The sequence below is a fragment of the Streptomyces sp. NPDC014870 genome (assembly GCF_043081505.1).
GTDB lineage: Bacteria > Actinomycetota > Actinomycetes > Streptomycetales > Streptomycetaceae > Streptomyces.
The window spans coordinates 122,272-148,880 of the sequence record NZ_JBIBWQ010000004.1; the positions used below are offsets into that span (position 1 = coordinate 122,272).

Annotated in this window: 22 protein-coding genes and 1 pseudogene; 11 read left to right on the forward strand and 12 right to left on the reverse strand. The window is 72.4% G+C overall.

Going from position 1 to position 26,609, the window contains the following annotated elements:
• The first annotated feature begins 75 nt into the window (after window positions 1-75).
• Together ACF09C_RS13060 and ACF09C_RS13065 are read left to right on the forward strand one after the other, a co-directional pair.
• Window positions 76-792, forward strand: coding sequence for a DUF998 domain-containing protein (locus ACF09C_RS13060; RefSeq protein ID WP_392091569.1), 717 nt, complete (start codon window positions 76-78; stop codon window positions 790-792).
• On the forward strand, window positions 789-1,679 hold the full coding sequence (locus ACF09C_RS13065; protein ID WP_392091570.1) for an alpha/beta fold hydrolase: 891 nt from the start codon (window positions 789-791) through the stop codon (window positions 1,677-1,679). The genes ACF09C_RS13060 and ACF09C_RS13065 overlap by 4 nt, the downstream gene beginning before the upstream one ends.
• Here the strand turns inward: ACF09C_RS13065 and ACF09C_RS13070 are convergent.
• The 4 genes from ACF09C_RS13070 to ACF09C_RS13085 form a co-directional block, all read right to left on the reverse strand.
• Window positions 1,664-2,083 (reverse strand): CBS domain-containing protein, encoded by a 420-nt coding sequence (locus ACF09C_RS13070; protein ID WP_362423296.1) that lies wholly within the window; start codon window positions 2,081-2,083, stop codon window positions 1,664-1,666. The genes ACF09C_RS13065 and ACF09C_RS13070 overlap by 16 nt on opposite strands.
• Before the next feature lie 119 nt (window positions 2,084-2,202).
• Window positions 2,203-2,838: a DUF305 domain-containing protein gene (locus tag ACF09C_RS13075; protein ID WP_392091996.1), complete on the reverse strand. Its 636-nt coding sequence runs from the start codon at window positions 2,836-2,838 to the stop codon at window positions 2,203-2,205.
• A 2-nt stretch (window positions 2,839-2,840) separates the two neighbouring features.
• A complete protein-coding gene (locus ACF09C_RS13080; protein ID WP_392091572.1) occupies window positions 2,841-3,494 on the reverse strand; it encodes a DUF3105 domain-containing protein in 654 nt (217 codons plus the stop codon).
• Window positions 3,495-3,575: 81 nt separating this feature from the next.
• Window positions 3,576-3,965 (reverse strand): hypothetical protein, encoded by a 390-nt coding sequence (locus tag ACF09C_RS13085; RefSeq protein ID WP_392091573.1) that lies wholly within the window; start codon window positions 3,963-3,965, stop codon window positions 3,576-3,578.
• A 225-nt stretch (window positions 3,966-4,190) separates the two neighbouring features.
• Between ACF09C_RS13085 and ACF09C_RS13090 the strand changes: the two genes are divergently transcribed.
• On the forward strand, window positions 4,191-5,552 hold the full coding sequence (locus ACF09C_RS13090) for a glutamine synthetase family protein (RefSeq protein WP_362423305.1): 1,362 nt from the start codon (window positions 4,191-4,193) through the stop codon (window positions 5,550-5,552).
• A 61-nt stretch (window positions 5,553-5,613) separates the two neighbouring features.
• Here ACF09C_RS13090 and ACF09C_RS13095 read toward each other — a convergent pair whose 3' ends face one another.
• Entirely contained in the window at window positions 5,614-5,886 is a 273-nt protein-coding gene (locus ACF09C_RS13095) for an SH3 domain-containing protein (RefSeq protein WP_392091574.1), read from the reverse strand.
• Between the two features lie 184 nt (window positions 5,887-6,070).
• On the opposite strand from ACF09C_RS13095, the gene ACF09C_RS13100 reads away from it, so the two are divergent.
• The gene (locus ACF09C_RS13100) at window positions 6,071-6,571 is read left to right on the forward strand and encodes a GNAT family N-acetyltransferase (protein WP_392091576.1); all 501 of its coding nucleotides are present in this window, start codon (window positions 6,071-6,073) and stop codon (window positions 6,569-6,571) included.
• 22 nt (window positions 6,572-6,593) lie between these two features.
• On the opposite strand, the gene ACF09C_RS13105 is transcribed toward ACF09C_RS13100, so the two are convergent.
• The 3 genes and pseudogenes from ACF09C_RS13105 to ACF09C_RS13115 form a co-directional block, all read right to left on the reverse strand.
• Window positions 6,594-7,025, reverse strand: coding sequence for a VOC family protein (locus tag ACF09C_RS13105; protein WP_392091578.1), 432 nt, complete (start codon window positions 7,023-7,025; stop codon window positions 6,594-6,596).
• A gap of 11 nt (window positions 7,026-7,036) precedes the next feature.
• Window positions 7,037-7,570 (reverse strand): annotated as a pseudogene (locus tag ACF09C_RS13110) (pyridoxamine 5'-phosphate oxidase family protein).
• 76 nt (window positions 7,571-7,646) lie between these two features.
• The gene (locus ACF09C_RS13115) at window positions 7,647-10,106 is read right to left on the reverse strand and encodes a PIG-L family deacetylase (RefSeq protein WP_392091579.1); all 2,460 of its coding nucleotides are present in this window, start codon (window positions 10,104-10,106) and stop codon (window positions 7,647-7,649) included.
• Between the two features lie 459 nt (window positions 10,107-10,565).
• Here ACF09C_RS13115 and ACF09C_RS13120 point away from each other — a divergent pair, with 459 nt between their 5' ends.
• Window positions 10,566-13,556, forward strand: coding sequence for a bifunctional [glutamine synthetase] adenylyltransferase/[glutamine synthetase]-adenylyl-L-tyrosine phosphorylase (locus ACF09C_RS13120; protein WP_392091580.1), 2,991 nt, complete (start codon window positions 10,566-10,568; stop codon window positions 13,554-13,556).
• 78 nt (window positions 13,557-13,634) lie between these two features.
• On the opposite strand, the gene ACF09C_RS13125 is transcribed toward ACF09C_RS13120, so the two are convergent.
• Window positions 13,635-14,249 carry a TetR/AcrR family transcriptional regulator gene (locus tag ACF09C_RS13125; protein ID WP_392091581.1) on the reverse strand — a complete coding sequence of 205 codons (615 nt, stop codon included), beginning with the start codon at window positions 14,247-14,249 and terminating at the stop codon, window positions 13,635-13,637.
• A 105-nt stretch (window positions 14,250-14,354) separates the two neighbouring features.
• Between ACF09C_RS13125 and ACF09C_RS13130 the strand changes: the two genes are divergently transcribed.
• The gene (locus ACF09C_RS13130) at window positions 14,355-15,917 is read left to right on the forward strand and encodes an APC family permease (protein ID WP_392091583.1); all 1,563 of its coding nucleotides are present in this window, start codon (window positions 14,355-14,357) and stop codon (window positions 15,915-15,917) included.
• Window positions 15,827-17,398, forward strand: coding sequence for an amidohydrolase (locus tag ACF09C_RS13135; protein ID WP_392091584.1), 1,572 nt, complete (start codon window positions 15,827-15,829; stop codon window positions 17,396-17,398). Before ACF09C_RS13130 ends, ACF09C_RS13135 begins: the two co-directional genes overlap by 91 nt.
• Before the next feature lie 55 nt (window positions 17,399-17,453).
• On the opposite strand, the gene ACF09C_RS13140 is transcribed toward ACF09C_RS13135, so the two are convergent.
• From ACF09C_RS13140 to ACF09C_RS13150, 3 genes are all read right to left on the reverse strand, one after another.
• Window positions 17,454-18,356, reverse strand: coding sequence for a phosphatase PAP2 family protein (locus tag ACF09C_RS13140; protein ID WP_392091585.1), 903 nt, complete (start codon window positions 18,354-18,356; stop codon window positions 17,454-17,456).
• 103 nt (window positions 18,357-18,459) lie between these two features.
• Window positions 18,460-19,488, reverse strand: a complete 1,029-nt coding sequence (locus tag ACF09C_RS13145; RefSeq protein WP_392091586.1) for a LacI family DNA-binding transcriptional regulator — start codon at window positions 19,486-19,488, stop codon at window positions 18,460-18,462.
• A 25-nt stretch (window positions 19,489-19,513) separates the two neighbouring features.
• On the reverse strand, window positions 19,514-21,190 hold the full coding sequence (locus ACF09C_RS13150; RefSeq protein WP_392091587.1) for a glycoside hydrolase family 13 protein: 1,677 nt from the start codon (window positions 21,188-21,190) through the stop codon (window positions 19,514-19,516).
• Window positions 21,191-21,535: 345 nt separating this feature from the next.
• Between ACF09C_RS13150 and ACF09C_RS13155 the strand changes: the two genes are divergently transcribed.
• The 4 genes from ACF09C_RS13155 to ACF09C_RS13170 all read left to right on the forward strand — a co-directional run bounded on the left by ACF09C_RS13155 (window position 21,536) and on the right by ACF09C_RS13170 (window position 26,460).
• Entirely contained in the window at window positions 21,536-22,816 is a 1,281-nt protein-coding gene (locus ACF09C_RS13155; RefSeq protein ID WP_392091588.1) for an extracellular solute-binding protein, read from the forward strand.
• A gap of 19 nt (window positions 22,817-22,835) precedes the next feature.
• Window positions 22,836-23,849 carry a sugar ABC transporter permease gene (locus ACF09C_RS13160; RefSeq protein WP_362423360.1) on the forward strand — a complete coding sequence of 338 codons (1,014 nt, stop codon included), beginning with the start codon at window positions 22,836-22,838 and terminating at the stop codon, window positions 23,847-23,849.
• Between the two features lie 65 nt (window positions 23,850-23,914).
• Entirely contained in the window at window positions 23,915-24,742 is an 828-nt protein-coding gene (locus ACF09C_RS13165) for a carbohydrate ABC transporter permease (protein WP_362423371.1), read from the forward strand.
• A gap of 65 nt (window positions 24,743-24,807) precedes the next feature.
• The gene (locus ACF09C_RS13170; protein WP_392091590.1) at window positions 24,808-26,460 is read left to right on the forward strand and encodes a glycoside hydrolase family 13 protein; all 1,653 of its coding nucleotides are present in this window, start codon (window positions 24,808-24,810) and stop codon (window positions 26,458-26,460) included.
• The last annotated feature ends 149 nt before the right edge of the window (window positions 26,461-26,609 follow it).

Consider the following 26,609-nt stretch of genomic DNA (forward strand, 5'->3'; position numbering starts at 1 on the left):
CCCCCCCACGACATGCGGGGTCGCGGGGCCCGGCCACCGGGACGCCGGGGCGGGCGCATAGCATCACGTACCACTATGTCCATCTCCCGGCCCGCCCCGTCCCGGCTCGAAGGCGCCGCGCGAGCCACCGCCGTTCTGCTCGTCCTCGGCGCGCTCGCGTACAGCGCGTGGATCCTCGAAGCCGTCGTCAGGACCGGCCTCGACCCGGTCAGGTCGTACGTCTCCGAACTCATGGCCACCGACCAGCCCCACGGCGACTTCTTCCGCGCGAGCGACCTCACGGCCGGAATCCTCGTCCTCGCGGCGGCCCTTACGGCTCTGTGGAACACCCGCCGGGCCGCCACCGGCCCCCGCGGCCTCGGCCTCGTGCGCGCGGGCTGGGGCGCCGTCGCGCTCTTCGGGGCGGCCACCGCCGCCGACTCGCGGCTGCCGCTCAGCTGCACGCCCACCGCCGCACCGGCGTGCGCCGCCCGGGAGGACGCCGGCCTCGTCCCGTTCACCCACACGGCCCACGCGGTCAGCTCCGCACTCGCCATGGCGGCGGCGGTGGCCGCCATGCTCCTCCTGACGTACGCGGCCCGCCGCCACCGGATGTGGCGGCCCCTGGCCACGGCAGGACCCGTGCTCGTCGCCCTCGAACTGGCCGCCACCGTCTGGACGCTGGCCGCCGTCGCCGCGTTCGAGGCGGGCCACGGCACCTGGGCCCTCGGGGCCGGGCAGCGGCTCCAGGTCCTGCTCGTGGCCGTCTGGCTCGGCGTACTCGCCGTCTCCGTCAGCAAGGAGCGACCGTGAGGGAGTTCGTACGGATCGGGGGCGTGGCCCACCACGCCGTCGTCGAGGGCACGGGACCCGTCTGCGTGCTCAGCGCCGGCCTCGGCATGAGCTGGTTCGACTGGGACCCGGTCGTCCCGCTGCTCGCCCCGCACCGCACGGTCGTCCGCTTCGACCGCCCAGGCCACGGCCTCTCCGCCCCGGCCGCCGTCCCGCCCTCCGCCGCCGGCGAGGCCCACCGCATCGCCGGACTCCTCGACGCGCTGCCGCTGCCCGCGGGGCCGGTCACCGTCGTCGGGCACTCCATCGCCGGCTTCCACGCCGAAGCCTTCGCCCGCCTGCACCCGGCCCGTACCGCCGCCCTCGTCCTCGTCGACGCGTCGGTCGAGGAACACGCCCGTACCCCCGCCGCCCCCGCCCTGCGCACCGCCGCCGCCCGCGGCCTCGGCACCCTGCTGTCGGCCGCCGGAGCCCCGGCCGCCCTCGGCCCTGCCGTCCGGCGCGCCACCGTACGGCTCTCCCGGGCATCGGGCGGCGACCCCGCGCCCACCGACCTCGTACGCCGCTGCTACCGCACCTCACGCGTGCTGCGCGGCACGCTCCTGGAGAACGCCCACTACCGCGCGGTCGCCGCCGAACTCCTGGCGCTGCGCGAGGAGCGGGCGCTGCCGGCCGGGGCGCCCGTCACCGTCCTCGCGGCCCCCGACGGCTCCGCCCGCTGGGAGCGCCGCCAACGCGCACTGGCCCGACGGCTCGACGCCCGCTACGAGGCGGTCGAGCCGTCGGGCCACCTGATGATGCTGGACCGCCCGGAGGCGGTGGCCGGGGCGGTACTGCGCGCCGGGCCTCAGGGACCGCCGCTTCAGGAACCGCCGGTTCAGGGACCGCCGCCTCAGGAAGCGGCGTAGACGCTCTCGCAGAACGCCTTGATCTGTTCGTCGGACAGATGCTGGGCCAGGTCGGCCTCGCTGATCATGCCGACGAGCCGCTTGTTCTCGATGACGGGGAGACGGCGGATCTGGTGGCTCTGCATCTCCTCCAGGACCGCGCCCACGTCCGAGCCGGCGTCGATCCAGCGCGGGGTGCCGTTGGCCATCTCGCCACAGGTGACCTTCGACGGGTCGTGACCCATGGCCACACAGCCGACCACGATGTCGCGGTCCGTGATGATGCCGCACAGCCGCTCGTTCTCGTCGGCGATCGGCAGGGCGCCCACGTTCAGGTCGCGCATCATCTGAGCCGCGCGGTCGAGGGTTTCGTGCCGGGGAATCCACTGGGCCCCGGGGTGCATGATGTCCTTCGCCGTGGTCATGGGGTGCGTACCTCCGTAAGCCGTCGTCGTACGTCCCCGAGCGTCAACCATTGTCCGCGTACGCGACGACCCCCGCGACCGCTGGGGTCACGGGGGCCGTCGCGCAGGCGGTTCGGGCCTCAGGAGCGGGGCTCGGCCCCGCGCTCCTTCAGCAGCTGGGTCATCAGCCCGATCTCGGACTCCTGGGCCTCGACCATGCCCTGCGCGAGGTTCCGCTCGACGTCCACGGAGCACTTGTCCACACAGCCCTGGGCCATGTGCACACCGCCCTTGTGGTGGTCGATCATCAGCTGGAGGTAGAGGACCTCCGCGTCCTTGCCGCTCGCCGAGCGGAGCCGGTCCAGCTCCGTCTTCGTCGCCATGCCGGGCATCAGCGCGCCGTCGAGGGGACCGGTGTCACCGTGTCCGCCCATGCCCATCCAGGCCATCGGCTCGGTGCCCGACTCGACCTTCGGCAGCCCCCACATGTCCAGCCAGCCCAGCATCATGCCGCGCTGGTTGGCCTGGGTGTTGGCGATGTCGTACGCGAGACGGCGCACGTCCGCGTCCTCGGTGCGGTCCCGGACGATGAACGACATCTCGACGGCCTGCTGGTGGTGGACCGACATGTCACGGGCGAAGCCCGCGTCCGCCGACGCCGAGGCCGGCGACGCCTGCGCCTCCTCCCGGTCGGCGGAGGCGACCGTGACGGCACCCCCGGCGAAGAGCAGGGCGAGGACGACGGCGGCGATCGAGGCCCCGTGCGTGCGGGTCAGCTTCACTGGGTCGCCCCGACACCGCCGGTGCAGGCCGCGCCCGGCTCGGGGGTCTGCGGACCCTGCACGTACTTGGTGAAGAAGGCGTCGATCCGGGGGTCGCTCGCGCTGTCCACGGTCACCTGCTTGCCCCAGGCGCTCAGCATGATCGGGCCGGCCTGGTCGTCGACCGGGCTCATGAAGGAGTACGGGGTCTTGCCGACCTTCTCGGCCAGCTTCTTCACCTCGGCCTCGGGGGCCTTCTTGTTGTACGTGACCCAGACCGCGCCGTGTTCGAGCGAGTGCACGGCGTTCATCTCGGCGACCTTCGCCGTGTAGACGTCGCCGTCGCAGTTCTGCCAGACCTGGTCGTGGTCACCGCCGACCGGCGGCTTCATCTCGTAGGCGACCGGGGTGGTCACGTGGTTGCGGCCGAGCTTCTTGGCGTCCCAGGACTTCTCGTCCTTGATGGGGGCCTTGGCGGCGGCCTCCTGCTGCTCCTTCTTCTCGGACTGCTCGTTGAGCACGTAGCCGCCGAAGCCGACGAGGCTCAGGACGACCACGGCGGAGACGCCGATGGTGAGGAAGCGGTTGCGGCGCTCGCGGGCCTGCTCGGCGCGGCGCATCTCCTCTATTCGGGCGCGGCGGTCGGCGTTGGCGGAGCGGTTGGCGGCCATGGTGGTCGTCCTTCTGGGATGTGGGGTGGCGTCAGGCGTCGGGCGTGAGCCGTGGGCGGGGCAGGGGTGGCGGCCCGCCGGCTACGTCCGCAGGACTTGAAGGACGTGCAGGTCCGGCGCGCGCGGCTGCGCGGCCGAGCGGGGTGCCCGGGCGGTGTCGTACGCCGGTACGGGCAGGGGGAGCCGGCCCTCCGCGTGCGGCGGGGGGTCGAGCGGCGGCGCGGTGAGCACCGCCGGGCTGAGCGAGGGGAAGAGCGAGCAGCCGCCGCGGTCGTAAGGACAGACGTACTCGTGCGCGGCGACGGCGGCCTCGGCGGCCGGGTTCGCGTGGGCGGTGCGCTCGTGGTGCGCGGGAGCGGCTTCACCGGACCCCAGACAGACGAAGAGCGCGGCGAGGAGCGTCGCCACGGCACTCGCCAGTGCCATGGGACGCGCGCGCCGGGACCGGCGTCCGAACAGAGGTCCCCCCATGGCCGGAGATCGTAGTGGCCGGAGGGCCGCGAGGGGACACTCGGGGGCAACCGCGGAGCGAACAGACGCCCGGAACCGGCCGGTCTTCCGTTACCTGAGTCACACGCGAGCGGGCACACTGGGTGTGCAACGTGCGCGAAACCATGTGGTGGGATGCTCAGGTGCCCCCCGATGTGCCCGAGGCGGTGGGAACAGGCGGCCTGACCAGCAAAGATGGGTGTGGAAATGGACAAGCAGCAGGAATTCGTGCTCCGGACGCTCGAAGAGCGCGACATCCGGTTCGTGCGGCTGTGGTTCACCGACGTCCTCGGCTTCCTGAAGTCGGTGGCCGTGGCGCCCGCCGAGCTTGAGCAGGCGTTCGACGAGGGGATCGGCTTCGACGGCTCCGCCATCGAGGGATTCGCCCGTGTATACGAGTCCGACATGATCGCCAAGCCGGACCCGGGCACCTTCCAGATCCTGCCCTGGCGGGCGGAGGCCCCGGGCACGGCCCGGATGTTCTGCGACATCCTGATGCCGGACGGCTCCCCGTCCTTCGCGGACCCCCGCTTCGTCCTCAAGCGCATCCTGGCCAAGACCTCGGACCTGGGCTTCACCTTCTACACCCACCCCGAGATCGAGTTCTTCCTCCTGAAGGACAAGCCGCTCGACGGCTCGAAGCCGACCCCCGCCGACAACTCGGGCTACTTCGACCACACCCCGCAGAACGTCGGCATGGACTTCCGCCGCCAGGCCATCACGATGCTGGAGTCGATGGGCATCTCGGTGGAGTTCTCCCACCACGAGGGCGCGCCGGGCCAGCAGGAGATCGACCTCCGCTACGCCGACGCGCTCTCCACGGCCGACAACATCATGACCTTCCGCCTGGTCATGAAGCAGGTGGCCCTCGAGCAGGGCGTGCAGGCCACCTTCATGCCGAAGCCGTTCTCGGAGTACCCCGGCTCGGGCATGCACACCCACCTCTCGCTCTTCGAGGGCGACCGGAACGCGTTCTACGAGTCGGGCGCGGAGTACCAGCTCTCCAAGGTGGGACGTTCCTTCATCGCGGGCCTCCTGAAGCACGCGGCGGAGATCTCGGCCGTCACCAACCAGTGGGTCAACTCCTACAAGCGCATCTGGGGCGGCTCCTCCCGCGCGGCCGGCGCGGGCGGCGAGGCCCCCTCGTACATCTGCTGGGGCCACAACAACCGCTCGGCCCTGATCCGCGTCCCGATGTACAAGCCGGGCAAGACGGGCTCGTCCCGGGTGGAGGTCCGCTCGATCGACTCGGGCGCGAACCCCTACCTGACCTACGCGGTCCTGCTCGCGGCGGGCCTCAAGGGCATCGAGGAGGGCTACGAACTCCCGGCCGGCGCCGACGACGACGTCTGGGCCCTCTCCGACGCGGAACGCCGCGCGATGGGCATCGAGCCCCTCCCGCAGAACCTCGGCGAGGCGATCGCCCTGATGGAGAAGAGCGAACTGGTCGCGGAGACCCTGGGCGAGCACGTCTTCGACTTCTTCCTGCGCAACAAGAAGCAGGAGTGGGAGGAGTACCGCAGCGAGGTCACGGCCTTCGAACTGCGGAAGAACCTGCCGGTGCTGTAAGGGGAGGGCGGTCCGGCGGCCGGTGGCCGCCGGACCTGCGCCGTGCTGCTCGGTCCGGCCGTCAGCCCTGCGGGGCGGCCGGTTCCACGTCCTTGGACAGGGGGACGTGTCCGGTGTTGTCCACGTGCCGGGCGGCGACCCACACGGCCTTGTCGCGCAGCAGGTACCAGATGGTGTTGCCGTCGATGTTCTGGGCGTTCACCTTGCTGTGCAGACCGATCTCTGTGCCGTGGCTCAGGTTGCCGACGACGGCGGAGTCCGTGCTCGGGAACTTCCGCAGGTTGACGCCGATGGTGCTGACGACGGTGCCGAACGGCTGGGGCGGACTGGGCATCTTGACCTCCGGGGGGAACGGGGGAGTGGCGAGAGCCGTCCGGTATCCGGACGGCTCTCGCACGGTACGGCCGATTCCCGCCTGGGAGCCGGAGGCGTGCGGGGCGTCATTCCGACGGGCGCGTACGTCCGGGCGGCGGGAAAACCGGATGTGGCACGGCCGGGGCGGGTGGTAGGCAGGCCGTATGGATGTAGTGACGACCAGGCGCCTTGAGTTGTGCCGGCTCAGTGTTGGCGAGGCCGAGCGGATCGTGAGGCTGGCGGCGGAGGGCTCCGAGGGGTGGGCCGAGGGGTACCCCTCCGACGCGGATGTCGCGGTGGCGCGGCGCTTTCTCGACGCGCGGGACGAGCACGGGGATCCCGGGGTGTTCGGGCCGTACGAGATACGGCGCAGGGACGACCGGGTGACCGTCGGGGGGATCGGGTTCCACGGGCCGCCCGACGAGGGGCGGTTCGTGACCGTCGGGTACGGGCTCGCGCCCGTCGCGCGCGGGCACGGGTACGCAACTGAGGCCCTGCGCGCGCTGCTCGGACTGGCCCGCGCGCAGGGGCTCGCCGGGGCCAAGGGCGACGCCGATCTGGGGAACGTCGCCTCCCAGCGGGTCATGGAGGCCGCCGGGATGCGGTACGTGGGGGAGGACGAGCGGGTGCGCCACTACCGGGTGGAGTTCGAAGCGGGAGGGTGAGCCCGGCGCCGCCGGGCCCCACTCAGCGTTCCGAGAGCTCCGACGGGGCCTCCTGGACCACCCAGCCGTTGCCGTCCGGGTCGGCGAAGGTGAGGAACGAGTTCCAGGTCTCGCCCTTGCCGTCCTCCCAGCCCGACGCGCCCACGCGGCGCACCGGGGAGACGTCCACGCCCCGGGCGAGGAGTTCCTCGCGGGCCGCCTCGATGTCGGTGACGCACAGCTGGAGGCCCTGCAGGCTGCCCGGGGTCATCGCCTTCGCGCCCGGCATCGGCGGCATGCCGCTCTCCATCGAGATCGAGCACCGCGAGCCCGGCGGCGTCGCCTGGATGATCCGGATGCCCGGCGCGACCTCGGTGTCGAGGTCGATCGTGAAGCCGCACTTCTCGCCGTAGAACTCCTTCGCCCGGTCCAGGTCGGTCACGGGGACCAGGACGACTTCGAGCGTCCAGTTCATGGAAGGTCTCCTCAGAAACGCCAGCGGGTCTGACCGAACTGCTCGCCCTTCGCGAAGCCGAAGACCGTGCGCGGCGCGACGGCGAACACCAGGGCGGTCCCACCGTCGCCCACGAACGCCCCGTCGCGCACGTCGAATCGCCAATCCGGGCCGTACTTCTCGACGTACGCGTCGGCCACGCCCCGCAACCGCGCCTCGTCCGTCACCCGGACGGCCTCGCCCTCCACCACGAGGTCGAAGCCCTCCTCGAGCGTCGGCGTCCCGGTGGTCAGGACGACCTCCGCGTTCTCCGCCAGATTGCGCGCCTTGCGCTCGTCCGGGCCGGTGCAGAAGTGCAGCGCGCCCGCCGACCAGACCGCGATCAGCGGGGATGGGGGTCCCCCCCATGCCCTTCAGGCTATGGGGGAGTGCGGGCGCCCGTCCGGGCGGACCGAGGTCAGCCAGAAGACCTCGGCCCCGGCCAGCCGGTCGGCCGCGGCCGACCATTCCGCCGGCCGGGCCTTCGGGTCGCTGTAGCGGGTGTCGAGGGTCGGTTCCGGGGTCATCGTCGTTCGCCTTCCGGGAGCGGGGTCATCGGTACGCCTTCGTGTACGTATCTATGACCCCGCGTCCCGGCGGAACTCATCGCACCGCGGGCGTCCAGTGCAGCCTGCCGTCCAGACCCATCACGGCGACGCCGTCCACGACCCCGCCCGGAGCGCCCGAGAAGAGGAAGTTCTGCAGCGTCCACAGCGGCTGCGAGCCCGTGCCGCCGTTCCCGGAGACTCCGGGCGCCGTCGCCAGGAATCCGGTACGGGACCGGACCGCGAGCAGGCCGGACCCGCCGCCGATCGGGCCGGGGCCGAGGACCCCGCCCGACATCTCGATGACCGGGGTGGTGAAGCGGCCGCCCGTGCCCGGGAAGTCGGCCGTGCGGACGTCGCCCGAGGACGGCTTGCGGAACCAGAGCCGTACCCCGTCGCCCGTGGGCGTGGGGCTCGCGTTCAGGGCCAGTGTCGTCGCCGGCAGGCCGGTCGTCCTCGGCCCGCTCAGCGGGGTGCCGGGGCGCGGCTGCGACCAGGTGAGGACCGTGTTCGCGGTGCCCGCGAAGACGTGGATCCGGCCGGCGGCGTCCGTCGTCGCCACCGGGTCGCTGTACACGGGCGCGGTGAGCGGGTTGCCGATGGTGTTCCGGGTGCCGCCCGAGGCGCCCCCCGCGCGGTAGGTGAGGGCGCTGTTGGCGGCGGCGGCCGCCCTGGCCGTGGCCGCGTCGGCCTGAGCGGTCGCCTTGCCCGCCGTCGTGGTGGGCGCGGTCGCCTTGCCTGCGGCCGTGGCCGTCGTGCCGGCCGCCTTGGCGGAGGCGGCGGTGCTCGCCGCCTTGCCGGACGTCGTCGTGCTCGCCGCCTTGGCGGGCGGGGGTGTCTTGCCCGCCGCCGCCGCCGGGGCGTTCGCGGCCAGGCTGCGCCACGCGCCCCAGCCGCCGTTCGCCTGCTGCTCGCGGGCCGTCAGCCGGTGGGCGCTGTCGCGCACGACCACGGTGATCCGGCCGGTCCCGTCGACGGCCGCGGCCGGGGCGCTGATGTCCGACATGCCCGTGGTGTCGTTCTTCTCGGGCGTCCCGAGCGAACGCCACGGACCGAACGCGCCGCCCGGCGTCGCCTGCTCGGTCGACACCACCTCGCGGCGGTACGAGTCCGCCGTGGCACCCAGGGTCGTACGCGTGCCGAAGACGACGATCCGGCCGTCCGGGAGCCGGACCGACGTCACCCCGGTGTCGAGGCCGCCGCCCGCCAGCATCACCGGACCCTGCCACTCGTCGGCCGAGCCGGCGGGCTTCGTCCACACCGCGAGGCGTCCGTCGAGCACCGAGAACGCGTGCAGGCCGCCGTTGCGGTCGCGCTGGACCCAGGAGGTGGAGTTGCCGCGGGCGTAGCGGACGGTCTTCGTCCAGCCGGACCCGGCGGGCCGCTGGGCCACCTTGAGGTCGCCGCAGCCGACCGGGTCGCCGCAGTCGTTGATCCCGTCCGTCCAGGCGTACGTCTTCAGCGTGCTGAGCTTGGTGCCGGCCGACTCCGGGTCGAGCGTGTACGGCAGGATGCTCGTGGGGTAGCCCAGGTAGTTCTGCACACCGAAGTGCGGGCGGCCCGCGTCGGTGGCCCGGGTGGCGTACCGCTCCAGGGCGGCCTGTGCGAACCGGGCGCCGTAGAGGTGGTCCTGGTGGTCGGTGAGCGCCCCGGTCTTCAGGTTCCGGCCGGGCGTCGGGTCCTGGATCCGGACGAAGGTCGGCCGGATGCGCTCCAGGATCCCGGTGACCGCCTCGATCACCTGGTCCTTGCTGTACGTGAAGTCCGTGGTGACCGGGGTGCCGGTGGCGCGCTGGGAGGCGAGGACCTGGACCCGGCCGTTCCACAGGCCGTTCAGGCTGTTCGGCCGGTCGGCGTTGATCGCTCCGGCCTCGCGGATCTGCATCCAGACCAGGCTGATCTGCGGCGCGGCGCGCAGGACGTCGAGCTCGGCGGCCCCGCCGCCGACCGTGGGGATGGAGACGCGGTCCCAGGGGCTGGTGCGGCTGCCGGTGGCCATCTCGGCGTACGCGGCACGTATGCCGTTCTGCCGGGCCGCCGCGAAGCCGGCCTTGTCGGGGGCGGGCGCGTTCGCGCCACGGCCGTTGATGCCGTCCGCCTCGCCGGCCGTCAGGTACACCGTGGTCAGCGAACGGCCGGAGCGTATCGACTGCACGACGTCCGGGTTCATGAAGTACAGGTCGTCGTCCGGGTGGGCCACGATCTGCGCCACGGCGACGTCGGGGGTACGGACCGGAGTCGCGGCGGCTCGCGCGGTCGCCCCCGAGGCCGTCCCGGCGGCCGGTGGCGCGGCCTGCGCGCCCCTCTTCCCGGACCGGCCCTCGGCGCCGGGGTCGAGGGCGAGACCGGAGGAGCCGTCGGCCCCGTGGTCGGGCCGACCGTCGGCCGGGTCGCCGGCGGTGTCGGGCGCGGACGTCCCGGCCAGGCCGTTGGCGGTGTCGGCCCCGAAGACGGAGCCGGAGGTCAGCTGGAGGATTCCCACGAAGGAGCCGGTGACGACGGCGGTGGTCGTCAGCACGGAGACAGTACGGAGGCGGCGGCGGCCAGGCATCGAGTGTGTGCGCTTTCGGACGTGGGTGACCCCGGTGGCGGGGCGACGGGTGGCGGAGCGACGTGCGGCGGGGCGACGTGCGCGGGCGACGGCGGTCGCGCGGTCGAGTGGTCTGTGGTGGAGCTGTGGTGAAGCCGTGATGGAGCGATGTGCGGTGCGACGAACAGTACTTGTGTCTGGAGACGGACTTACAAGCAATACGGTTTATCGGCGGCAAATAGTGAGGAATGTGCGAGGTATCACGTGTGATCTCTTACGAAACAAAGGTCCGACTTGGGTGGATCGCGGACCGCGAGCAGCCCGCTCGCGGACCGCGAGCAGCCCGTGCGGTGATCGCCGCGCCCCGGGGCGACCCGGCCCCGCCCTGCGGATAGGCTCGATCGCGGGGCTCGATGGAGCCCCGAAGGTGGTGGAGGGAGCGGCGGGATGGCGGCGGTGCCGGGGCGCAGGAGCAGTACCTTCAGCCGCCTGCTGCGGCACGGCTTCACCGACCCCTCCGGCGCCGAGCGGCTGCTCGACCTCCCCGAGCTGACCGCCCTGCGGGACGACTCCGTCCTGCTCGACGGCCTCGGCACGACCGCCGACCCCGACCTCGCCCTGCGCGGCCTGGTCCGGCTCGTCGAGGCCCAGCCCGACGAGGAGCGCCAGACACTCACCGCCACGCTGCTCTCCGCCAAGCCGTTCCGGGACCGGCTGCTCGGCGTCCTCGGCGCCTCCGAGGCGCTCGCCGACCACCTCGCCCGGCACCCCAAGGACTGGCAGGCCCTCGTCACGTACGAGGCCGCCGACCTGAACCCCGGGGTCGCCGAGTTCGAGCAGGGCCTCGCCGAGGCCACCGACCCGGTCTCCCTGCGGGTCGCCTACCGCCGCTGCCTCCTCGCCATCGCCGCCCGGGACGTCTGCGGCACCGCCGACGTCGCCCAGACCGCCGCCGAACTGGCCGACCTCGCCACCGCGACGCTGCGCGCCGCCCTCGCCATCGCCCGTACCGCCGCGCCCGCCGACGCGGCGCACTGCCGGCTCGCCGTGATCGCGATGGGCAAGTGCGGCGGCCACGAGCTGAACTACGTCTCCGACGTGGACGTGATCTTCGTGGCCGAGGCGGTCGAGGGCGCGGACGAGGGGAAGGCGATGCAGGCCGCGACCCGGCTCGCCTCCCACCTCATGCGGATCTGCTCGGAGACGACCGTCGAGGGCACCATCTGGCCCGTCGACGCCAACCTCCGCCCCGAGGGCCGCAACGGCCCCCTGGTCCGCACCCTCTCCTCCCACCTCGCCTACTACCAGCGCTGGGCCAAGACCTGGGAGTTCCAGGCCCTCCTCAAGGCCCGGGCGGTGGCGGGCGACCCGGAGCTGGGCGCCGAGTACATCGAGGCCGTCTCCCCGCTGGTCTGGCAGGCCGCCGAGCGCGAGAACTTCGTCGCCGACGTGCAGAAGATGCGCCGCCGGGTCGTCGACAACATCCCGGCGGCCCAGGTCGAGCGCGAGCTCAAGCTCGGCCCCGGCGGCCTGCGGGACGTCGAGTTCGCCGTCCAGCTCCTCCAGCTGGTGCACGGCCGCGGCGACGCCGGCCTGCACAGCGGCAAGACCCTCGACGCCCTGAAGGCGCTGGCCGCCGGCGGCTACGTCGGCCGCGCCGACGCCGCCCAGCTGGACGAGGCGTACCGCTTCCTGCGGGCCATGGAGCACCGCATCCAGCTCTACCGGCTCCGCCGCACCCATCTCGTCCCCGAGGACGAGGCCGATCTGCGCCGCCTCGGCCGCTCGCTCGGCCTGCGCACCGACCCGGTCGCCGAGCTGAACAAGGAGTGGAAGCGGCACGCGGCGGTGGTCCGCCGGCTGCACGAGAAGATCTTCTACCGGCCGCTGCTCGACGCGGTCGCCCAGCTCACCCCCGGCGAGACCCGGCTCAGCCCGAAGGCCGCGGGAGAGCGGCTCGAAGCGCTCGGTTACGCCGATCCCGTCGCCGCCCTGCGCCACCTGGAGGCGCTCGCCTCCGGGGTCACCCGCAAGGCCGCGATCCAGCGCACGCTGCTGCCGGTGCTGCTCGGCTGGTTCGCCGACTCGGCCGACCCGGACGCCGGACTGCTCGGCTTCCGCCGGGTCTCCGACGCGCTCGGCAAGACGCCCTGGTACCTGCGGCTGCTGCGGGACGAGGGCGCGGCGGCGGAGAACCTCGCCCGGGTGCTCTCGGCCGGGCGGCTCGCCCCCGACCTGCTGCTGCGCGCCCCGGAGGCGGTCGCGATCCTCGGCGACCCGGAGGGCCTGAAGCCGCGCGGCCGGGACCATCTGGAGCAGGAGATCCTCGCGGCGGTCGGCCGGGCCGACGGCGCCGAGCAGGCGGTCACCGCGGCCCGCGGGGTGCGGCGCCGGGAGCTGTTCCGTACCTCCGCGGCCGATCTCATCGGCTCGTACGGCACGGAGGACAGCCCCCGCGAACTAGATCCGGGCGCGCTCGTCGACCGGGTCGGCCTGGCGCTCACCGACCTGAACGCGGCGACCGTCGCGGGCGCGCTGCGCGCCGCCGTGCGGGAGGGCTGGGGCGACACCCTGCCGACCCGGTTCGCGGTCATCGGGATGGGCCGCTTCGGCGGCCACGAACTCGGCTACGGCTCCGACGCCGACGTCCTGTTCGTGCACGAGCCGCGCGAGGGCGTCGACGAGCAGGAGGCGGCCCGGGCGGCGAACCAGGTCGTCTCCGAGATCCGCCGGCTCCTCCAGGTCCCCACCGCCGACCCGCCACTGCTGATCGACGCGGACCTGCGCCCGGAGGGCAAGAGCGGCCCCATGGTCCGCACGCTGAAGTCGTACGAGGCCTACTACCGCCGCTGGTCCCTGGTCTGGGAGAGCCAGGCCCTGCTGCGGGCCGCGCCGATGGCGGGCGACGCGGACCTCGCGGAGCGGTTCGTCGAGCTGATCGACCCGCTGCGCTACCCGGCCGAGGGCCTCGGCGAGGAGGCGGTCCGGGAGATCCGGCGGCTGAAGGCCCGGATGGAGTCCGAGCGGCTGCCGCGCGGCGCCGACCCGACGCTCCACACCAAGCTCGGCCGCGGCGGTCTGAGCGATGTCGAGTGGACCGTCCAGCTGCTCCAGATGCGGCACGGCTGGGCCGAGCCGGGGTTGCGCACGACCCGGACCCGCGAGGCCCTGGCAGCCGCCCACTCCGCCGGGCTCATCCCCACCGACGAGGCGCAGACCCTGGACGAGGCCTGGGTGCTCGCGACCCGGGTCCGCAACGCGGTGATGCTGGTACGCGGCAGGCCCGGGGACACCTTCCCGTCGGACGGGCGCGAACTGGCGGCGGTCGGGCGGTACTTGGGGTACGGCCCCGGTCACGTCGGGGAGATGGTCGACGACTACCGGCGGATCACCCGCCGGGCCCGGGCGGTCGTCGAGGAGCGCTTCTACGGGGCGTAGCGCGCGAGCCCGAGCGGGGTCGGCTTTCGGCCGACCGGGGTCGGCTTTCGGCGCGCTCCGGGAGCGGCCCGAGCGGCGTCACCCGTCGGCACGCTCCAGGAGCGCCCGGCAGTGCGCCAGGAACGCCTCCAGGGCCAGGTCGAACGCGGCGTCGGCGCGGGTCGGTCCCAGCGCCGCCAGGGCCTCGGCCAGCCGCGGGGTGGTGACCTCGTCCGGGAGCTCCCACATGGCGTCCGGGGCCGCGACGTCGAGCGCCGAGCCGAGCACCAGGTTCTCCAGCGCGACGATCACCGTCATGACGTCGGCGTTGTCGAAGCCGACACCGAGCAGCAGGGACACCGCGGCCTCGTACTGGGCGAGCACGCTCGGAGCCCGCACCGGTGAGGTCATCAGCATCGGGACGGCCCGGGGGTGGGCGGCGAAGGCGGCGCGGTAGGAGCGCGCCCAGGCGGCCATCGCCGTGTCCCAGGGCTCCAGGTCGAGGGTGGAACCGTCGATCCCCGCGCTGACCCGCTCGCGCAGCAGCTCCACGATCCCGTCCCTGCCGTCCACGTGGTGGTACACCGAGGCCGTCTGCACACCGAGCCGCTTGGCGATCTGGGGGACGCTGAACTCCCCCCGCTCATCGACGAGTTCGAGCGCCACGGTGGTGATCCGCTCGCGGTCGAGGAGCGGTGTGCGCGGCCGGCCCATGAATGATTTCCCCCTGGTCAGGTCTTCCCGAATCGTTGAACGCGAGGTTACATTGCGCAAACCGAAAGCCTTTAGGTTTCCTGCCTCGGAAGGGCTTCCCGCTCCATGTCCTCACAGACCACCACCGCTCCCAAGGGGCTGAGAACCGGCACGCTCTCCACCGCCGACATCTCCTTCTTCGTCGTCTCCGCCGCCGCCCCGCTCACCGTCATGGCGGGCGTCGCCCCCATCGCCGTCGTCCTCGGGGGCATCGGCGCCCCCGCCGGCTACCTCCTCGCCGGCATCACCCTCGCGGTCTTCGCCATCGGCTTCACCGCCATGAGCCGGCACGTCCGCAACGGTGGCGCCTTCTACGCGTACATCACCCGCGGCCTCGGCAAGCCCGTCGGCATCGCCGCCGCCCTGCTCGCGATGCTCGGCTACAACGGCATGGAGATCGGCGTCTACGGACTGCTCGGCACCGCCACCGCCGACACCGCAGGGGCGCTCTGGGGCATCGACGTCCCCTGGCTCCCTGTCTCCCTCGCCGGGCTCCTGCTCATCTGGTACGGCGGCTTCCGCTCCATCGACTTCGGCGCCAAGCTCCTCGGCGTCCTGCTCGTCGCCGAGACCGGCATCCTCGTGCTCCTCGCGGGCGGCGTCCTGCTCGACGGCGGCGCCGACGGGCTCTCCCTGAGCTCCTTCGCCCCCGGCAACGTGCTCGTCCCCGGCACCGCCGCCGTCCTCGCCTTCGCCTTCGCCGCCTTCACCGGCTTCGAGTCGACCGTCATCTACCGCCGCGAGGCCCGCGACCCCGAGCGCACCATCCCGCGCGCCACCTACATCGCCGTCGGCTTCCTCGGCCTCTTCTACGCCTTCGTCGTGTGGACCGTCATCCAGGCCTTCGGCCAGGACAAGGTCGTCCAGGCCGCCGGCGACGACCCCGGCGGCCTCTTCTTCGCCGCCATCACCACCTACGTGGGCTCCTGGGCCGCCGACCTGATGCACATCCTGATCGTCACCAGCGTCCTCGCCTCGCTCCTCGCCTTCCACAACGCGATCAACCGCTACGGCCTCGCGCTCGCCGAGGAGGGCGTCCTGCCCGCCGCCTTCGCCCGCGTCCACCGCCGCCACCGCTCCCCGTACGTCTCCGGCATCGTCCAGACCGTCCTCGGCGCGGTCGTCGTCCTCGGCTTCGCGGCCGCCGGAGCCGACCCGTACCAGCAGCTGCTGCTCTGGGTGAACACCCCCGGCATGATCGGCCTGATGGTCCTCCAGCTCCTCGCGGCGCTCGCCGTACCCCTCTTCTTCCGCCGGATCAGCCACGACGAGGGCCGGCTGCGCACGGTGGTCGCGCCCGTCGCCGCCTTCGTCCTGCTCGGTGGGGCCATCGGTCTCGTCGTCACCCACGTCGACCTCTTCACCGGCGCCTCCACCACCGTCAACACCGTCCTGATCTCACTCGTCCCCGCCGTCTTCGTCCTCGGGCTCCTCCTCGCACACCGGCTCCGCCGCACCCGCCCCGAGGTCTACGCGAACTTCGCCGCAGAGCCCGCAGAGCCCGCGGAGCCCGCCGCACCAGCAGAAGGAGAACCGTCGTGCCCGCCCCCGACCTCGTCCTCGTCAACGCCCGCGTCCGCACCCCCGAGCTCTCCGCGCACACCGCTGTCGCCGTCCGCGACGGACTGATCACCGCCGTAGGGGACGCCGCCGACGCCCGCGACTGGCGCGGACCCGGCACCGAGACCGTCGACCTCGGCGGCGCCACCCTCACGCCCGGCCTCACCGACGCGCACAGCCACCCCGTCTGGGGCCTGGAGATGTTCACCGGCACCGACCTCTCCGGCGTGACCGACCTCGACCGACTCCGCTCGGTCCTGGCCGGTGCCGAGCGCCAGGACGGCTGGGTCGTCGGCTTCGGCCTCGACCACAACACCTTCGGCGGCCGGCCGATCCACCGCGAGCTGATCGAGGACGTCCTCGGCGGCGCCCCCGCCTTCCTGCGCCTCTACGACGGACACTCCGCCCTCGCGAGCGAGGCGGCCCTGAAGGCCGCCGGGATCGAAGGCCCCCGGGCCTTCGCCCAGCGCTCCGAGATCGTCTGCGACGAGTCGGGGCGGCCCACCGGCCACCTCATCGAGCACGCCGCCATGGACCTCGTGACCCCGTTCCTGCCGACCCGGCCCTTCGCCGAGCGGCGCGACCGGCTCGTCGAGCTGCTGACCTCCATGGCCGCCACCGGACTGACCGGCGCGCACGTCATGGACCTGGGCGGCCATGACGTACCGGGGCTGCTCACCGCCCTGGAGGCCGACGGCGACCTGCCGCTCCGGCTCCGGCTCGCCCCCTGGTGCATGCCCGGCGCGACCGCCGAGGAGCTGGACGAGCTGGTACGGCTCCAGGAGCGGGCCGGCCGGCTGTGGCGGGTCGGCGGCGTGAAGTTCTTCATGGACGGCACCGTCGAGGGTGGCACCGCCTGGCTGGAGCACGCCGACTGCCACGGCCAGGGCACCGACGCCTTCTGGCCCGACCCGGCCGCCTACGCGGCCGCCGTGCGCCATCTCCACCGGGCGGGGGTCGGCACGGCCACGCACGCCATCGGCGACGCGGCCGTCCGGCACGTCCTGGACACGGTGGAGGCACTCGGCGGCGGCCCGGGGCCCCGGCACCGGATCGAGCACATCGAGACCGTCCCCGACGACCAGCTCGGCCGGTTCGCGGCCCTCGGGGTCGTCGCCTCGATGCAGCCCCCGCACACCGCGTACACCCGCGCCGACCACACCGACGAGTGGTCCAAGCGGCTGGGCGACGTCCGCGCGGACCGCGCCTGGCGCTGCCGTGACCTGCGGGAGGCGGGCGCCCACCTGGCGCTCGGCTCGGACTGGCCCATCGCCCACCACGACGCCCGGCAGGTCCTGGCCACGGCCCAGGCCCCGCGCGGCGCCGCGTCCGCCCGGCACGGGCTGACCGGCGCGATGGCGCTGGAGGGGATGACCACGCACGCGGCCGTCGCGGCGGGGGAGGAGCGGCTCGGCGGCCGGATCGCCGTGGGCCTGCGCGCCGACCTGACCGCGTTCACCGTCGACCCGGTGACGGCCCCCGCCGACGAGACGGAACAGGCCCCGATCCGCCTCACGGTCGCGGGCGGCCGCGTCACACACCGGGGCTGACCCCCAGGGAAGCGGAGCCCCAGGGCCTCACCGGCCCTGATCCGCCGGACAGGCCCTAGCGGCTCGCGCGCTCCTTCTCCTGCTCCTCCTCGTCGGCCTTCGCGGGCCGCGAGGAGGGGCCGCCCCGGGCCACCGGGGCCGGGGTCTCCACCAGCTTGGGGAGACCCTTGGGGAGCGAGCCGTACCAGAAGTAGGAGACGGCGAAGCCGAAGCCGAGGCAGATCATGCCGCCCACCGCGTCCAGCCAGAAGTGGTTGGCGGTGGCCACGATCACGACCAGCGTCGCGGCGGGGTAGAGCAGGCCCAGGATGCGCGCCCAGGGCGCCGAGGCCAGGGCGAAGATGGTCAGACCGCACCAGAGCGACCAGCCGATGTGCATCGACGGCATCGCCGCGTACTGGTTCGACATGTGCTTGAGGTTGCCCGAGGCCATCGATCCCCAGGTGTGGTGGACCAGGACCGTGTCGATGAAGGCCTGGCCGTTCATCAGCCGGGGCGGCGCGAGCGGATACAGGTAGTAACCGACCAGGGCCACACCTGTGGTGGCGAAGAGCACCGTGCGGGACGCCGCGTAACGGCCCGGCTGCCATCGGTACAGCCACACCAGCACACCGATGGTCACGACGAAGTGCAGCGTGGCGTAGTAGTAGTTCATCGACACGATCAGCCATGTCACCGAGTTCACGGCGTGGTTGACGGTCTCCTCGAAGGCGAGCCCGAGGCTCTTCTCGACGTCCCAGATCCAGTCGGCGTTCTTCAGCGCCTGGGCCTTCTGCTCCGGTACCGCGTTGCGGATGAGCGAATACGTCCAGTAACTGACGCCGATGAGCAGGATCTCGAACCAGATCCGGGGTCGTCGGGGCATGCGGAGCCTGGCCCGCACACCGCCACCGTCCGGCATGGGTGACGGGCTGGCCGCCGTCCGGCCTTCCAAACTCTTCACGGTCGATTCACCCATAGGAGGAGAGTCTGCCAGATCCATTCCCCCCGTCCGATCATCCCTCCGACGGGTTCGGGGCGCACATGCTCCGCCCTGAGACGGATGCGCGGACCCCGGACCGTCAGGGTCGGCCCGGAAGCGGGGCGGAAGCGGTTGAACCGCGAACGACCAGCTCAGGCATGAAGACGAACTCGCTGTGCGGCGCCGGGGTGCCCCCGACCTCTTCGAGCAGCGCGCGGACCGCCGCCTGTCCCATCGCCTGCACGGGCTGGCGGATGGTGGTGAGCGGCGGGTCGGTGAACGCTATGAGCGGGGAGTCGTCGAAACCGACCACGGAGACGTCCCGGGGGACCTGGAGCCCCTGCTGCCGGGCCGCCCGGATGGCGCCGAGCGCCATCATGTCGCTCGCGCAGACGACGGCCGTGCAGCCGGCCGAGATCAGCGCGCCCGCCGCCGCCTGCCCGCCCTCCAGCGTGTACAGAGAGTGCTGGATCAGCTGCTCGGACTCCTCCGGGGAGAGCCCGAGCCGTTCCCGCATCCCGCGCTGGAAGCCCTCGATCTTGCGGAGCACCGGCACGAACCGCTTCGGTCCCACCGCGAGCCCGATCCGGGTGTGCCCGAGCGCGGCGAGATGGGTCACCGCCAGCTGCATCGCGGCCCGGTCGTCGGGTGAGACGAAGGGCGCCTGCACCTTGGGCGAGAAGCCGTTGATCAGGACGTACGGGACGCCCTTGCCGCGCAGCTGGTCGTAGCGCGTCATGTCGGCGGTGGTGTCGGCGTGCAGTCCGGAGACGAAGATGATCCCGGAGACGCCCCGCTCGACGAGCATGTCCGTCAGCTCGTCCTCGGTGGATCCGCCGGGGGTCTGCGTGGCGAGCACGGGGGTGTAGCCCTGCCGGGTCAGGGCCTGCCCGATGACCTGCGCGAGGGCGGGAAAGATCGGGTTGTCCAGTTCGGGGGTTATCAGGCCGACGAGCCCGGCGCTGCGCTGGCGCAGCCGCACGGGTCGCTCGTATCCGAGGACGTCGAGTGCGGCAAGCACGGATTCACGGGTGGCCGAGGCCACGCCGGGCTTGCCGTTGAGCACGCGGCTGACTGTGGCTTCACTGACCCCCGCCTGGGCTGCGATGTCGGCAAGCCGCGCGGTCATGGGATTGGACTGTACCGGTCGCACGTCAGATTGCCCACCAAACGCAGGAGTCGGCGGGAACCCGGACGTTGTGCGCATGCGCCGCGCCGCCGCCGAACTCCGCGGCGGGGGAGGGGAGTACGGGGGAGGAGAGTACGGGGGCGGCCGGAGCGCTGGACAGCAGGAGCGTGCCGGTGAGCGGCAGGGCCACCTCGCCCGCTGTCGTGTTCAGGGTGACCAGGACGTCCCCGCCCTCCGACCCGCGGCGGAACGCGAGGACGCCCTCCGGGAGTCCGTCCAGCCACTCCACCGCGTCGCCCGCGCCGAGCGCGGGGTGCTCGCGGCGCAGCCGCAGCGCCCGGCGGTACAGCTCCAGGACCGAACCGGGGTCGGCGCTCTGGGCGGCGACGCTCAGCGCCGGCCACTGTGCGGGCTGCGGGAGCCAGGAGCCGCCGGGCCCGAAGCCGTACGACGGTCCCTCGGGCGTCCACGGCAGTGGCACCCGGCAGCCGTCGCGCAGCCCGTCCTGCCCGTCGCCGCGCAGGAACGCCGGGTCCTGGCGCACCTCGTCCGGCAGGTCCACGACCTCGGGCAGGCCCAGCTCCTCGCCCTGGTAGACGTAGGCGGAACCGGGCAGCGCCAGCATGAGCAGCGCCGCCGCCCGGCCGCGCTCCTGGCTGCCGTACCGCGTGGGGTGCCGGACGACGTCGTGGTTGGAGAGCACCCAGGTCGTCGGGGCGCCCACCGAGGCGGTGGCGCGCAGCGACCCGTCGACGACCGACCGCAGGGCCGCCGCGTCCCACGGGCAGTTCAGGAACTGGAAGTTGAAGGCCTGGTGCAGCTCGTCGGGGCGGACGTACAGGGCGAGCCGCTCCGGTGTCGGCGCCCAGGCCTCGGCGACCCCGATCCGGTCGGGGCCGTACGACTCCAGGAGCCGGCGCCAGCCGCGGTGGATCTCGTGGACCCCGTCCTGGTCGAAGAAGGGCAGCCGCTGGGTGCCGATCAGCTTCGCCTGCTGCCCGTGCCCGATGTCGGGCAGGCCCTCCGCCTTGACCATGCCGTGGGCGACGTCGATCCGGAAGCCGTCCACCCCCAGGTCGAGCCAGAACCGGAGCACGGAGTCGAATTCGGCGCGCACCTCGGGGTTGCGCCAGTCCAGGTCCGGCTGCTCGGGCGCGAAGAGGTGGAGGTACCAGGAGCCGTCCGCGACCCGGGTCCAGGCGGGTCCGCCGAAGACCGACTCCCAGTCGTTGGGGGGCTCGGCGCCGTCCGGTCCCCGGCCGGGCCGGAAGACGTACCGGTCCCGGCCGACGCCTGCGAGCGCCTGCAGGAACCAGGGGTGCCGGTCGGAGGTGTGGTTGGGGACGATGTCCACGATGACCTTCAGGCCGAGCCCGTGTGCCGCGCGCACCAGGTCGTCGGCGTCCGCCAGGTCCCCGAAGACGGGGTCCACCGCGCGGTAGTCCGCCACGTCGTAGCCGCCGTCCGCCTGCGGGGAGGCGTAGAACGGGGTCAGCCAGACCGCGTCCGCGCCCAGGTCCGCGATGTGCGGCAGCCGCTCCCGTACGCCGCGCAGGTCACCGATCCCGTCGCCGTCGCTGTCCGCGAAGGAGCGGACGTACACCTGGTAGATCACGGCGTCCCGCCACCAGCCGGAGCGGGCGGGGGTTGCGCAAGAGCTTGCGGAGTCCGACATCGACGGTGAGGTGAGCTCGTGGGCCATGTGCGGTGTCCCTCTCGCGTGTTCCGGGGGCGGGGCTACGTACTGACAACGAGGTCGGAGCGGCCGTGAAACGGTCCTGCAAGAGATGATGCAAAGACTTGCAGGGCTCGTGGGTAGCCGCAAGAGGGCCTGGGGAGGCCCCGGGCCTGCTGTCAAGCGACTCGTCGGCAACCTTCAGGACACGCCGATGTAACGATCGCCGGGCCTTGCAGAAAATTCTCGCAAGCTCTTTCGGCTCGTTTTCATCCCTGTTACGTTCCTGGCAACCCGGAGCGCCGCGAGGGAGCGGTCGCATGAGGCAGGTTCCAGCCCCTCGTCACCCCGGGATCAGTTGAAGGAGTGCACATGCGGCGTGGCATAGCGGCCACCGCGCTGGTCGCGGCCCTGGGCGTGACCCTGGCGGCGTGCGGAAGCGGCGACGATTCGGCGAACGGCGGCGGCTCGAAGGGCTCCGGCGAGCTCTCCGGCACCGTCACGTGGTGGGACACCTCCACGGTCGGCTCCGAGGACAAGGTCTTCAAGAAGATCGCCGAGGACTTCACCAAGAAGCACCCGAAGGTCACCGTCAAGTACGTGAACGTGCCGTTCGGTGAGGCGCAGAACAAGTTCAAGAACGCCGCGCAGTCGGGCTCCGGCGCCCCGGACGTCATCCGCTCCGAGGTCGCCTGGACCCCGGACTTCGCCAGCCTCGGCTACCTCCAGCCGCTGGACGGCACCCCGGCGCTGAAGGACGAGGCCGACTTCCTCAAGCAGGCCGCCGCCTCGACCAAGTTCGACGGCAAGACCTACGCCGTGCCGCAGGTCATCGACTCCATGGGCATCTTCTACAACAAGAAGATCCTCAAGGACGCCGGCGTCGAGGTCCCCAAGACCATCGCCGAGCTGAAGACCGCCTCCGCCGCCATCAAGCAGAAGACCGGCAAGACCGGCATGTACCTGCGTGGCGACGACCCGTACTGGTTCCTCTCCTTCCTCTACGGCGAGGGCGGCGACCTGGTCGACGCCGACAGCAAGACCGTCACCGTCGACAACGCCAACGGCGTCAAGGCGCTGGCGACCGTCAAGGACCTGGTCGACTCCAAGGCCGCGATCACCGACGCGACCAACGGCTGGGACAACATGCAGGCCGCCTTCAAGGACGGCAAGGTCGCGATGATCATCAACGGCCCGTGGGCCGTCACCGACACCTTCGCGGGCAAGGAGTTCGCCGACAAGGCGAACCTGGGCATCGCCCCGGTCCCGGCCGGCTCCGCCGCCCAGGGCGCCCCGCAGGGCGGCCACAACCTGGCGATCTACGCGGGCTCCAAGAACCTGGACGCCTCCTACGCCTTCACCGAGTACATGACCTCGGTCGAGACCCAGACGAAGATCGCCAAGGAGCTCAGCCTGCTCCCCACCCGTGAGTCCGTCTACGTCAAGCCCGACGTCGCGAGCAACCAGATGATCGGCTTCTTCAAGCCGGTCGTCGACAAGGCCGTCGAGCGCCCCTGGATCCCCGAGGGCGGCAGCCTCTTCGAGCCGGTCAAGGTCGAGTACGCCAAGGTCCTCACCGGCCAGACCACCCCGGAGGCCGGCGCCAAGGCCATCGGCGAGTCCTACCGCAAGCTCCTGAAGGACTGGAAGTAGAAGGAAGGCAGGCCGGCTGATGGCTGTGGACACCAGCAGCCAGTCGGTGGCGAAGGCCGCGGGCGACAGCGTCGCCCGCGGCCGGCGCCGCGGTACTGGCACGTCCCGGGGCCCGCTGAGGCGCTCCCTCTCCACCCACTGGTACGCCTGGGCGATGGTCGCCCCGGTGGTGATCGTGATCGGCGTGATCATCGGTTACCCGCTGGTGCGCGGCATCTACCTGTCGCTGACCGACGCCAACGAGCGGAACGTCGCGCGCTCCATCGGCGTCAACGAGATCCCGGCGACGTACGAGTTCGTCGGCCTGGACAACTACGCCGACGCGCTCAGCGGCGACCAGTTCCTCGGCACGCTCGGCTGGACGCTGGTGTGGACGGTGGCCTGTGTCTCGGTCACCTTCGGCCTCGGCCTGGTCCTCGCCAACATGCTCAACCGGAAGATCGCGGGCCGCTCCTTCTACCGGATGCTGCTCATCCTGCCGTGGGCCGTGCCCGGCTTCGTCTCGGTCTTCGCCTGGCGCTTCCTCTACGACGAGCGCCGCGGCCTGCTCAACCAGATCCTCGCCGGCGGCGGCCTCGACGCGCTGCCCTGGCTCAACGACCCCACCTGGGCCAAGTTCTCGGTGATCGCCGTCAACGTCTGGCTCGGCGTCCCGTTCATGATGGTCGCCCTCCTCGGCGGACTGCAGTCCATCCCCGGCGAGCTGTACGAGGCCGCCGAGATGGACGGCGCGAACGCCTGGCAGCGCTTCCGGCACATCACGATGCCCGGACTGCGGTCCGTCTCCACCACCGTGATCCTGCTGAGCACCATCTGGACCTTCAACATGTTCCCGGTGATCTTCCTGCTCACCCGGGGCGGACCCGGTGAGGCCACCCAGATCCTGGTCACCCAGGCGTACAAGTTCTCCTTCGAGATCAGCCCCCGCGACTTCGCCCAGTCGTCCACCTGGGGCGTCCTGATCCTCGTCCTCCTGATGGTCTTCGCCGCGGTCTACCGGCGTGTCCTCCGCAAGCAGGGAGAAGTCTGGTGACGACCACGACCCCCCGGGCCACGACCCACAGGGCCACGACCCGTCGGACCGCGACCCGCACCCCGATGCGCGGGCGCCGTTCGCCGCTCGCCTCGGTCGGGCTGCACGCCACCCTGATCGTGGCCTCCGTGGTCGCCGTCTTCCCGGTGCTCTGGGTCTTCCTGACCTCGATCAAGCCGGCGAAGTACGCGACCACCACGGACTTCGTCAAGGAGACGACGTTCGAGAACTACACGAACCTGCTGAACGACACCCCGTTCCTCACCTGGTTCGGCAACTCGCTGCTCGTCGCCGGCCTCACCACGGTCATGGGCGTCTTCATCGCCTCCACCACCGGCTACGCCGTCAGCCGCTTCCGCTTCCCCGGCAAGCGCGGACTGATGTGGACGCTGCTGATCACCCAGATGTTCCCGGTCGCCGTCCTGATCGTGCCGATCTACAACATCATGTCGTCGATGGGCCTGCTCAACGAGCCCGCAGGACTGGTCATCACGTACCTCACCATCGCCGTGCCGTTCTGCGCCTGGATGATGAAGGGCTTCTTCGACACCATCCCGCGCGAGATCGACGAGTCCGGGCAGGTCGACGGCCTCACCCCGTTCGGCACCTTCTGGCGGCTGATCCTGCCGCTCGCCAAGCCCGGTATCGCGGTGACCGCGTTCTACTCCTTCATCACCGCCTGGGGCGAGGTCGCCTACGCCTCCGCCTTCATGGTCGGCGACGAGAACCTCACCCTGGCCGGCGGGCTGCAGAAGTTCGTCAACCAGTACGGCGCCCAGTGGGGCCCGATGTCCGCGGCCTCCGTCCTCATCGCCCTCCCCGCAGCCCTGGTGTTCCTCTTCGTCCAGCGGCACCTGGTGACCGGCATGTCCGCCGGTGCCGTGAAGGGCTGACCTCGCCGGGCCGAGGCGCCCGTACCCGTACTCGTACGCACATCTCCTTACCGATCAAGGAAGACATGACCCAGCATCTCGCTGCCCCCGCCGCCGCCCCGACCACCGGCACGCACACGGGCTGGTGGAGAGACGCGGTGATCTACCAGGTCTACCCGCGCAGCTTCGCCGACGGAAACGGCGACGGCATGGGCGACCTGGAGGGCATCCGCAGCCGGCTGCCGTATCTGAAGGACCTCGGCGTCGACGCCGTCTGGCTCAGCCCCTTCTACGCCTCCCCGCAGGCCGACGCCGGCTACGACGTCGCCGACTACCGGGCCATCGACCCGATGTTCGGCAACCTGCTCGACGCCGACGCGCTCATCCGCGAGGCCCACGAGCTGGGTCTGCGGATCATCGTCGACCTGGTGCCCAACCACTCGTCCGACCAGCACGAGTGGTTCCAGCGCGCGCTGCGCGAGGGCCCCGGCTCCCCGCTGCGCGAGCGCTACCACTTCCGCCCCGGCAAGGGCGAGAACGGCGAACTGCCGCCCAACGACTGGGAGTCCATCTTCGGCGGCCCCGCCTGGACGCGGACCGAGGACGGCGACTGGTACCTGCACCTCTTCGCGCCCGAGCAGCCCGACTTCAACTGGGAACACCCCGCCGTACGCGACGAGTTCCGCTCGATCCTGCGCTTCTGGCTCGACATGGGCGTCGACGGCTTCCGCGTGGACGTCGCCCACGGCCTGGTCAAGGCCGAGGGGCTGCCGGACATCGGCGCCCACGACCAGCTGAAGCTGCTCGGCAACGACGTGATGCCCTTCTTCGACCAGGACGGCGTCCACGAGATCTACCGCTCCTGGCGCCAGGTCCTGAGCGAGTACGACGGCGAGCGCGTCCTCGTCGCCGAGGCGTGGACCCCGACCGTCGAGCGCACCGCGCACTACGTCCGCCCCGACGAGATGCACCAGGCCTTCAACTTCCAGTACCTGGGCACCCACTGGAACGCGGCGGAGCTGCGGCGGGTCATCGACGCCTCGCTCGAAGCGATGCGCCCGGTCGGCGCGCCCACCACCTGGGTGCTCTCCAACCACGACGTCACCCGGCACGCCACCCGCTTCGCCAACCCGCCCGGCCTCGGCACCCAGCTGCGCGAGCCCGGCGACCGCGCGCTCGGCCTGCGCCGCGCCCGGGCGGCGACGCTCCTGATGCTGGCGCTGCCCGGCTCGGCGTACGTCTACCAGGGCGAGGAGCTCGGCCTGCCGGACGTCACCGACCTGCCCGACGAGGTCCGCCAGGACCCGTCGTTCTTCCGGGCCACCGGCCAGGACGGCTTCCGCGACGGCTGCCGGGTGCCGATCCCGTGGACCGTCGAGGGTTCGTCGTACGGCTTCGGCGACGGCGGCAGCTGGCTCCCGCAGCCCACCACCTGGGGCGGGTTCAGCGTCGAGGCGCAGGCCGGGGACCCCGGCTCCACCCTGGAGCTGTACCGCAGCGCGCTCGCGGTCCGCCGCGAGCGCCCCGAACTCGGTGCGGGCGAAGGCGTCGAGTGGCTGGAGGCACCCGAGGGTGTGCTCTCCTTCCGCCGCGACGGCTTCGTCTGCACCGCCAACACCACCGGCCGGGCCATCTCCGTCCCGCTGCCCGGCCGGTTCCTCCTCTCCAACGAGCCGGTCTCCCACGGGGAGGGCTTCGCGGAGCTGCCCGCCGACACCACCGTCTGGTGGGCGGTGTGACCGTCCCCCTGCCGCGGGGGGGCGGGGCCCGGCCCCCCCCCCCCCCGGGCCCCGCGGGCCCCGGGGGGGGGGGGGCGGGCCCCGGGCGCCGCGGCCGCCACCGCGCCGCGGGGGGGGGCGGGGGGGCCCCGCCCCCCGGGCGCGGCGCG

Coding starts and splice junctions, on each gene's coding strand:
- ACF09C_RS13140 (WP_392091585.1), bottom strand. CDS start 18,356: ATGGGTGAATCGACCGTGAAGAGTTTGGAAGGCCGGACGGCGGCCAGC.
- ACF09C_RS13170 (WP_392091590.1), top strand. CDS start 24,808: ATGACCCAGCATCTCGCTGCCCCCGCCGCCGCCCCGACCACCGGCACG.
- ACF09C_RS13100 (WP_392091576.1), top strand. CDS start 6,071: ATGGATGTAGTGACGACCAGGCGCCTTGAGTTGTGCCGGCTCAGTGTT.
- ACF09C_RS13145 (WP_392091586.1), bottom strand. CDS start 19,488: ATGACCGCGCGGCTTGCCGACATCGCAGCCCAGGCGGGGGTCAGTGAA.
- ACF09C_RS13120 (WP_392091580.1), top strand. CDS start 10,566: ATGGCGGCGGTGCCGGGGCGCAGGAGCAGTACCTTCAGCCGCCTGCTG.
- ACF09C_RS13105 (WP_392091578.1), bottom strand. CDS start 7,025: ATGAACTGGACGCTCGAAGTCGTCCTGGTCCCCGTGACCGACCTGGAC.
- ACF09C_RS13130 (WP_392091583.1), top strand. CDS start 14,355: ATGTCCTCACAGACCACCACCGCTCCCAAGGGGCTGAGAACCGGCACG.
- ACF09C_RS13070 (WP_362423296.1), bottom strand. CDS start 2,083: ATGACCACGGCGAAGGACATCATGCACCCCGGGGCCCAGTGGATTCCC.
- ACF09C_RS13160 (WP_362423360.1), top strand. CDS start 22,836: ATGGCTGTGGACACCAGCAGCCAGTCGGTGGCGAAGGCCGCGGGCGAC.
- ACF09C_RS13085 (WP_392091573.1), bottom strand. CDS start 3,965: ATGGGGGGACCTCTGTTCGGACGCCGGTCCCGGCGCGCGCGTCCCATG.
- ACF09C_RS13125 (WP_392091581.1), bottom strand. CDS start 14,249: ATGGGCCGGCCGCGCACACCGCTCCTCGACCGCGAGCGGATCACCACC.
- ACF09C_RS13150 (WP_392091587.1), bottom strand. CDS start 21,190: ATGGCCCACGAGCTCACCTCACCGTCGATGTCGGACTCCGCAAGCTCT.
- ACF09C_RS13090 (WP_362423305.1), top strand. CDS start 4,191: ATGGACAAGCAGCAGGAATTCGTGCTCCGGACGCTCGAAGAGCGCGAC.
- ACF09C_RS13080 (WP_392091572.1), bottom strand. CDS start 3,494: ATGGCCGCCAACCGCTCCGCCAACGCCGACCGCCGCGCCCGAATAGAG.
- ACF09C_RS13095 (WP_392091574.1), bottom strand. CDS start 5,886: ATGCCCAGTCCGCCCCAGCCGTTCGGCACCGTCGTCAGCACCATCGGC.
- ACF09C_RS13060 (WP_392091569.1), top strand. CDS start 76: ATGTCCATCTCCCGGCCCGCCCCGTCCCGGCTCGAAGGCGCCGCGCGA.
- ACF09C_RS13165 (WP_362423371.1), top strand. CDS start 23,915: ATGCGCGGGCGCCGTTCGCCGCTCGCCTCGGTCGGGCTGCACGCCACC.
- ACF09C_RS13155 (WP_392091588.1), top strand. CDS start 21,536: ATGCGGCGTGGCATAGCGGCCACCGCGCTGGTCGCGGCCCTGGGCGTG.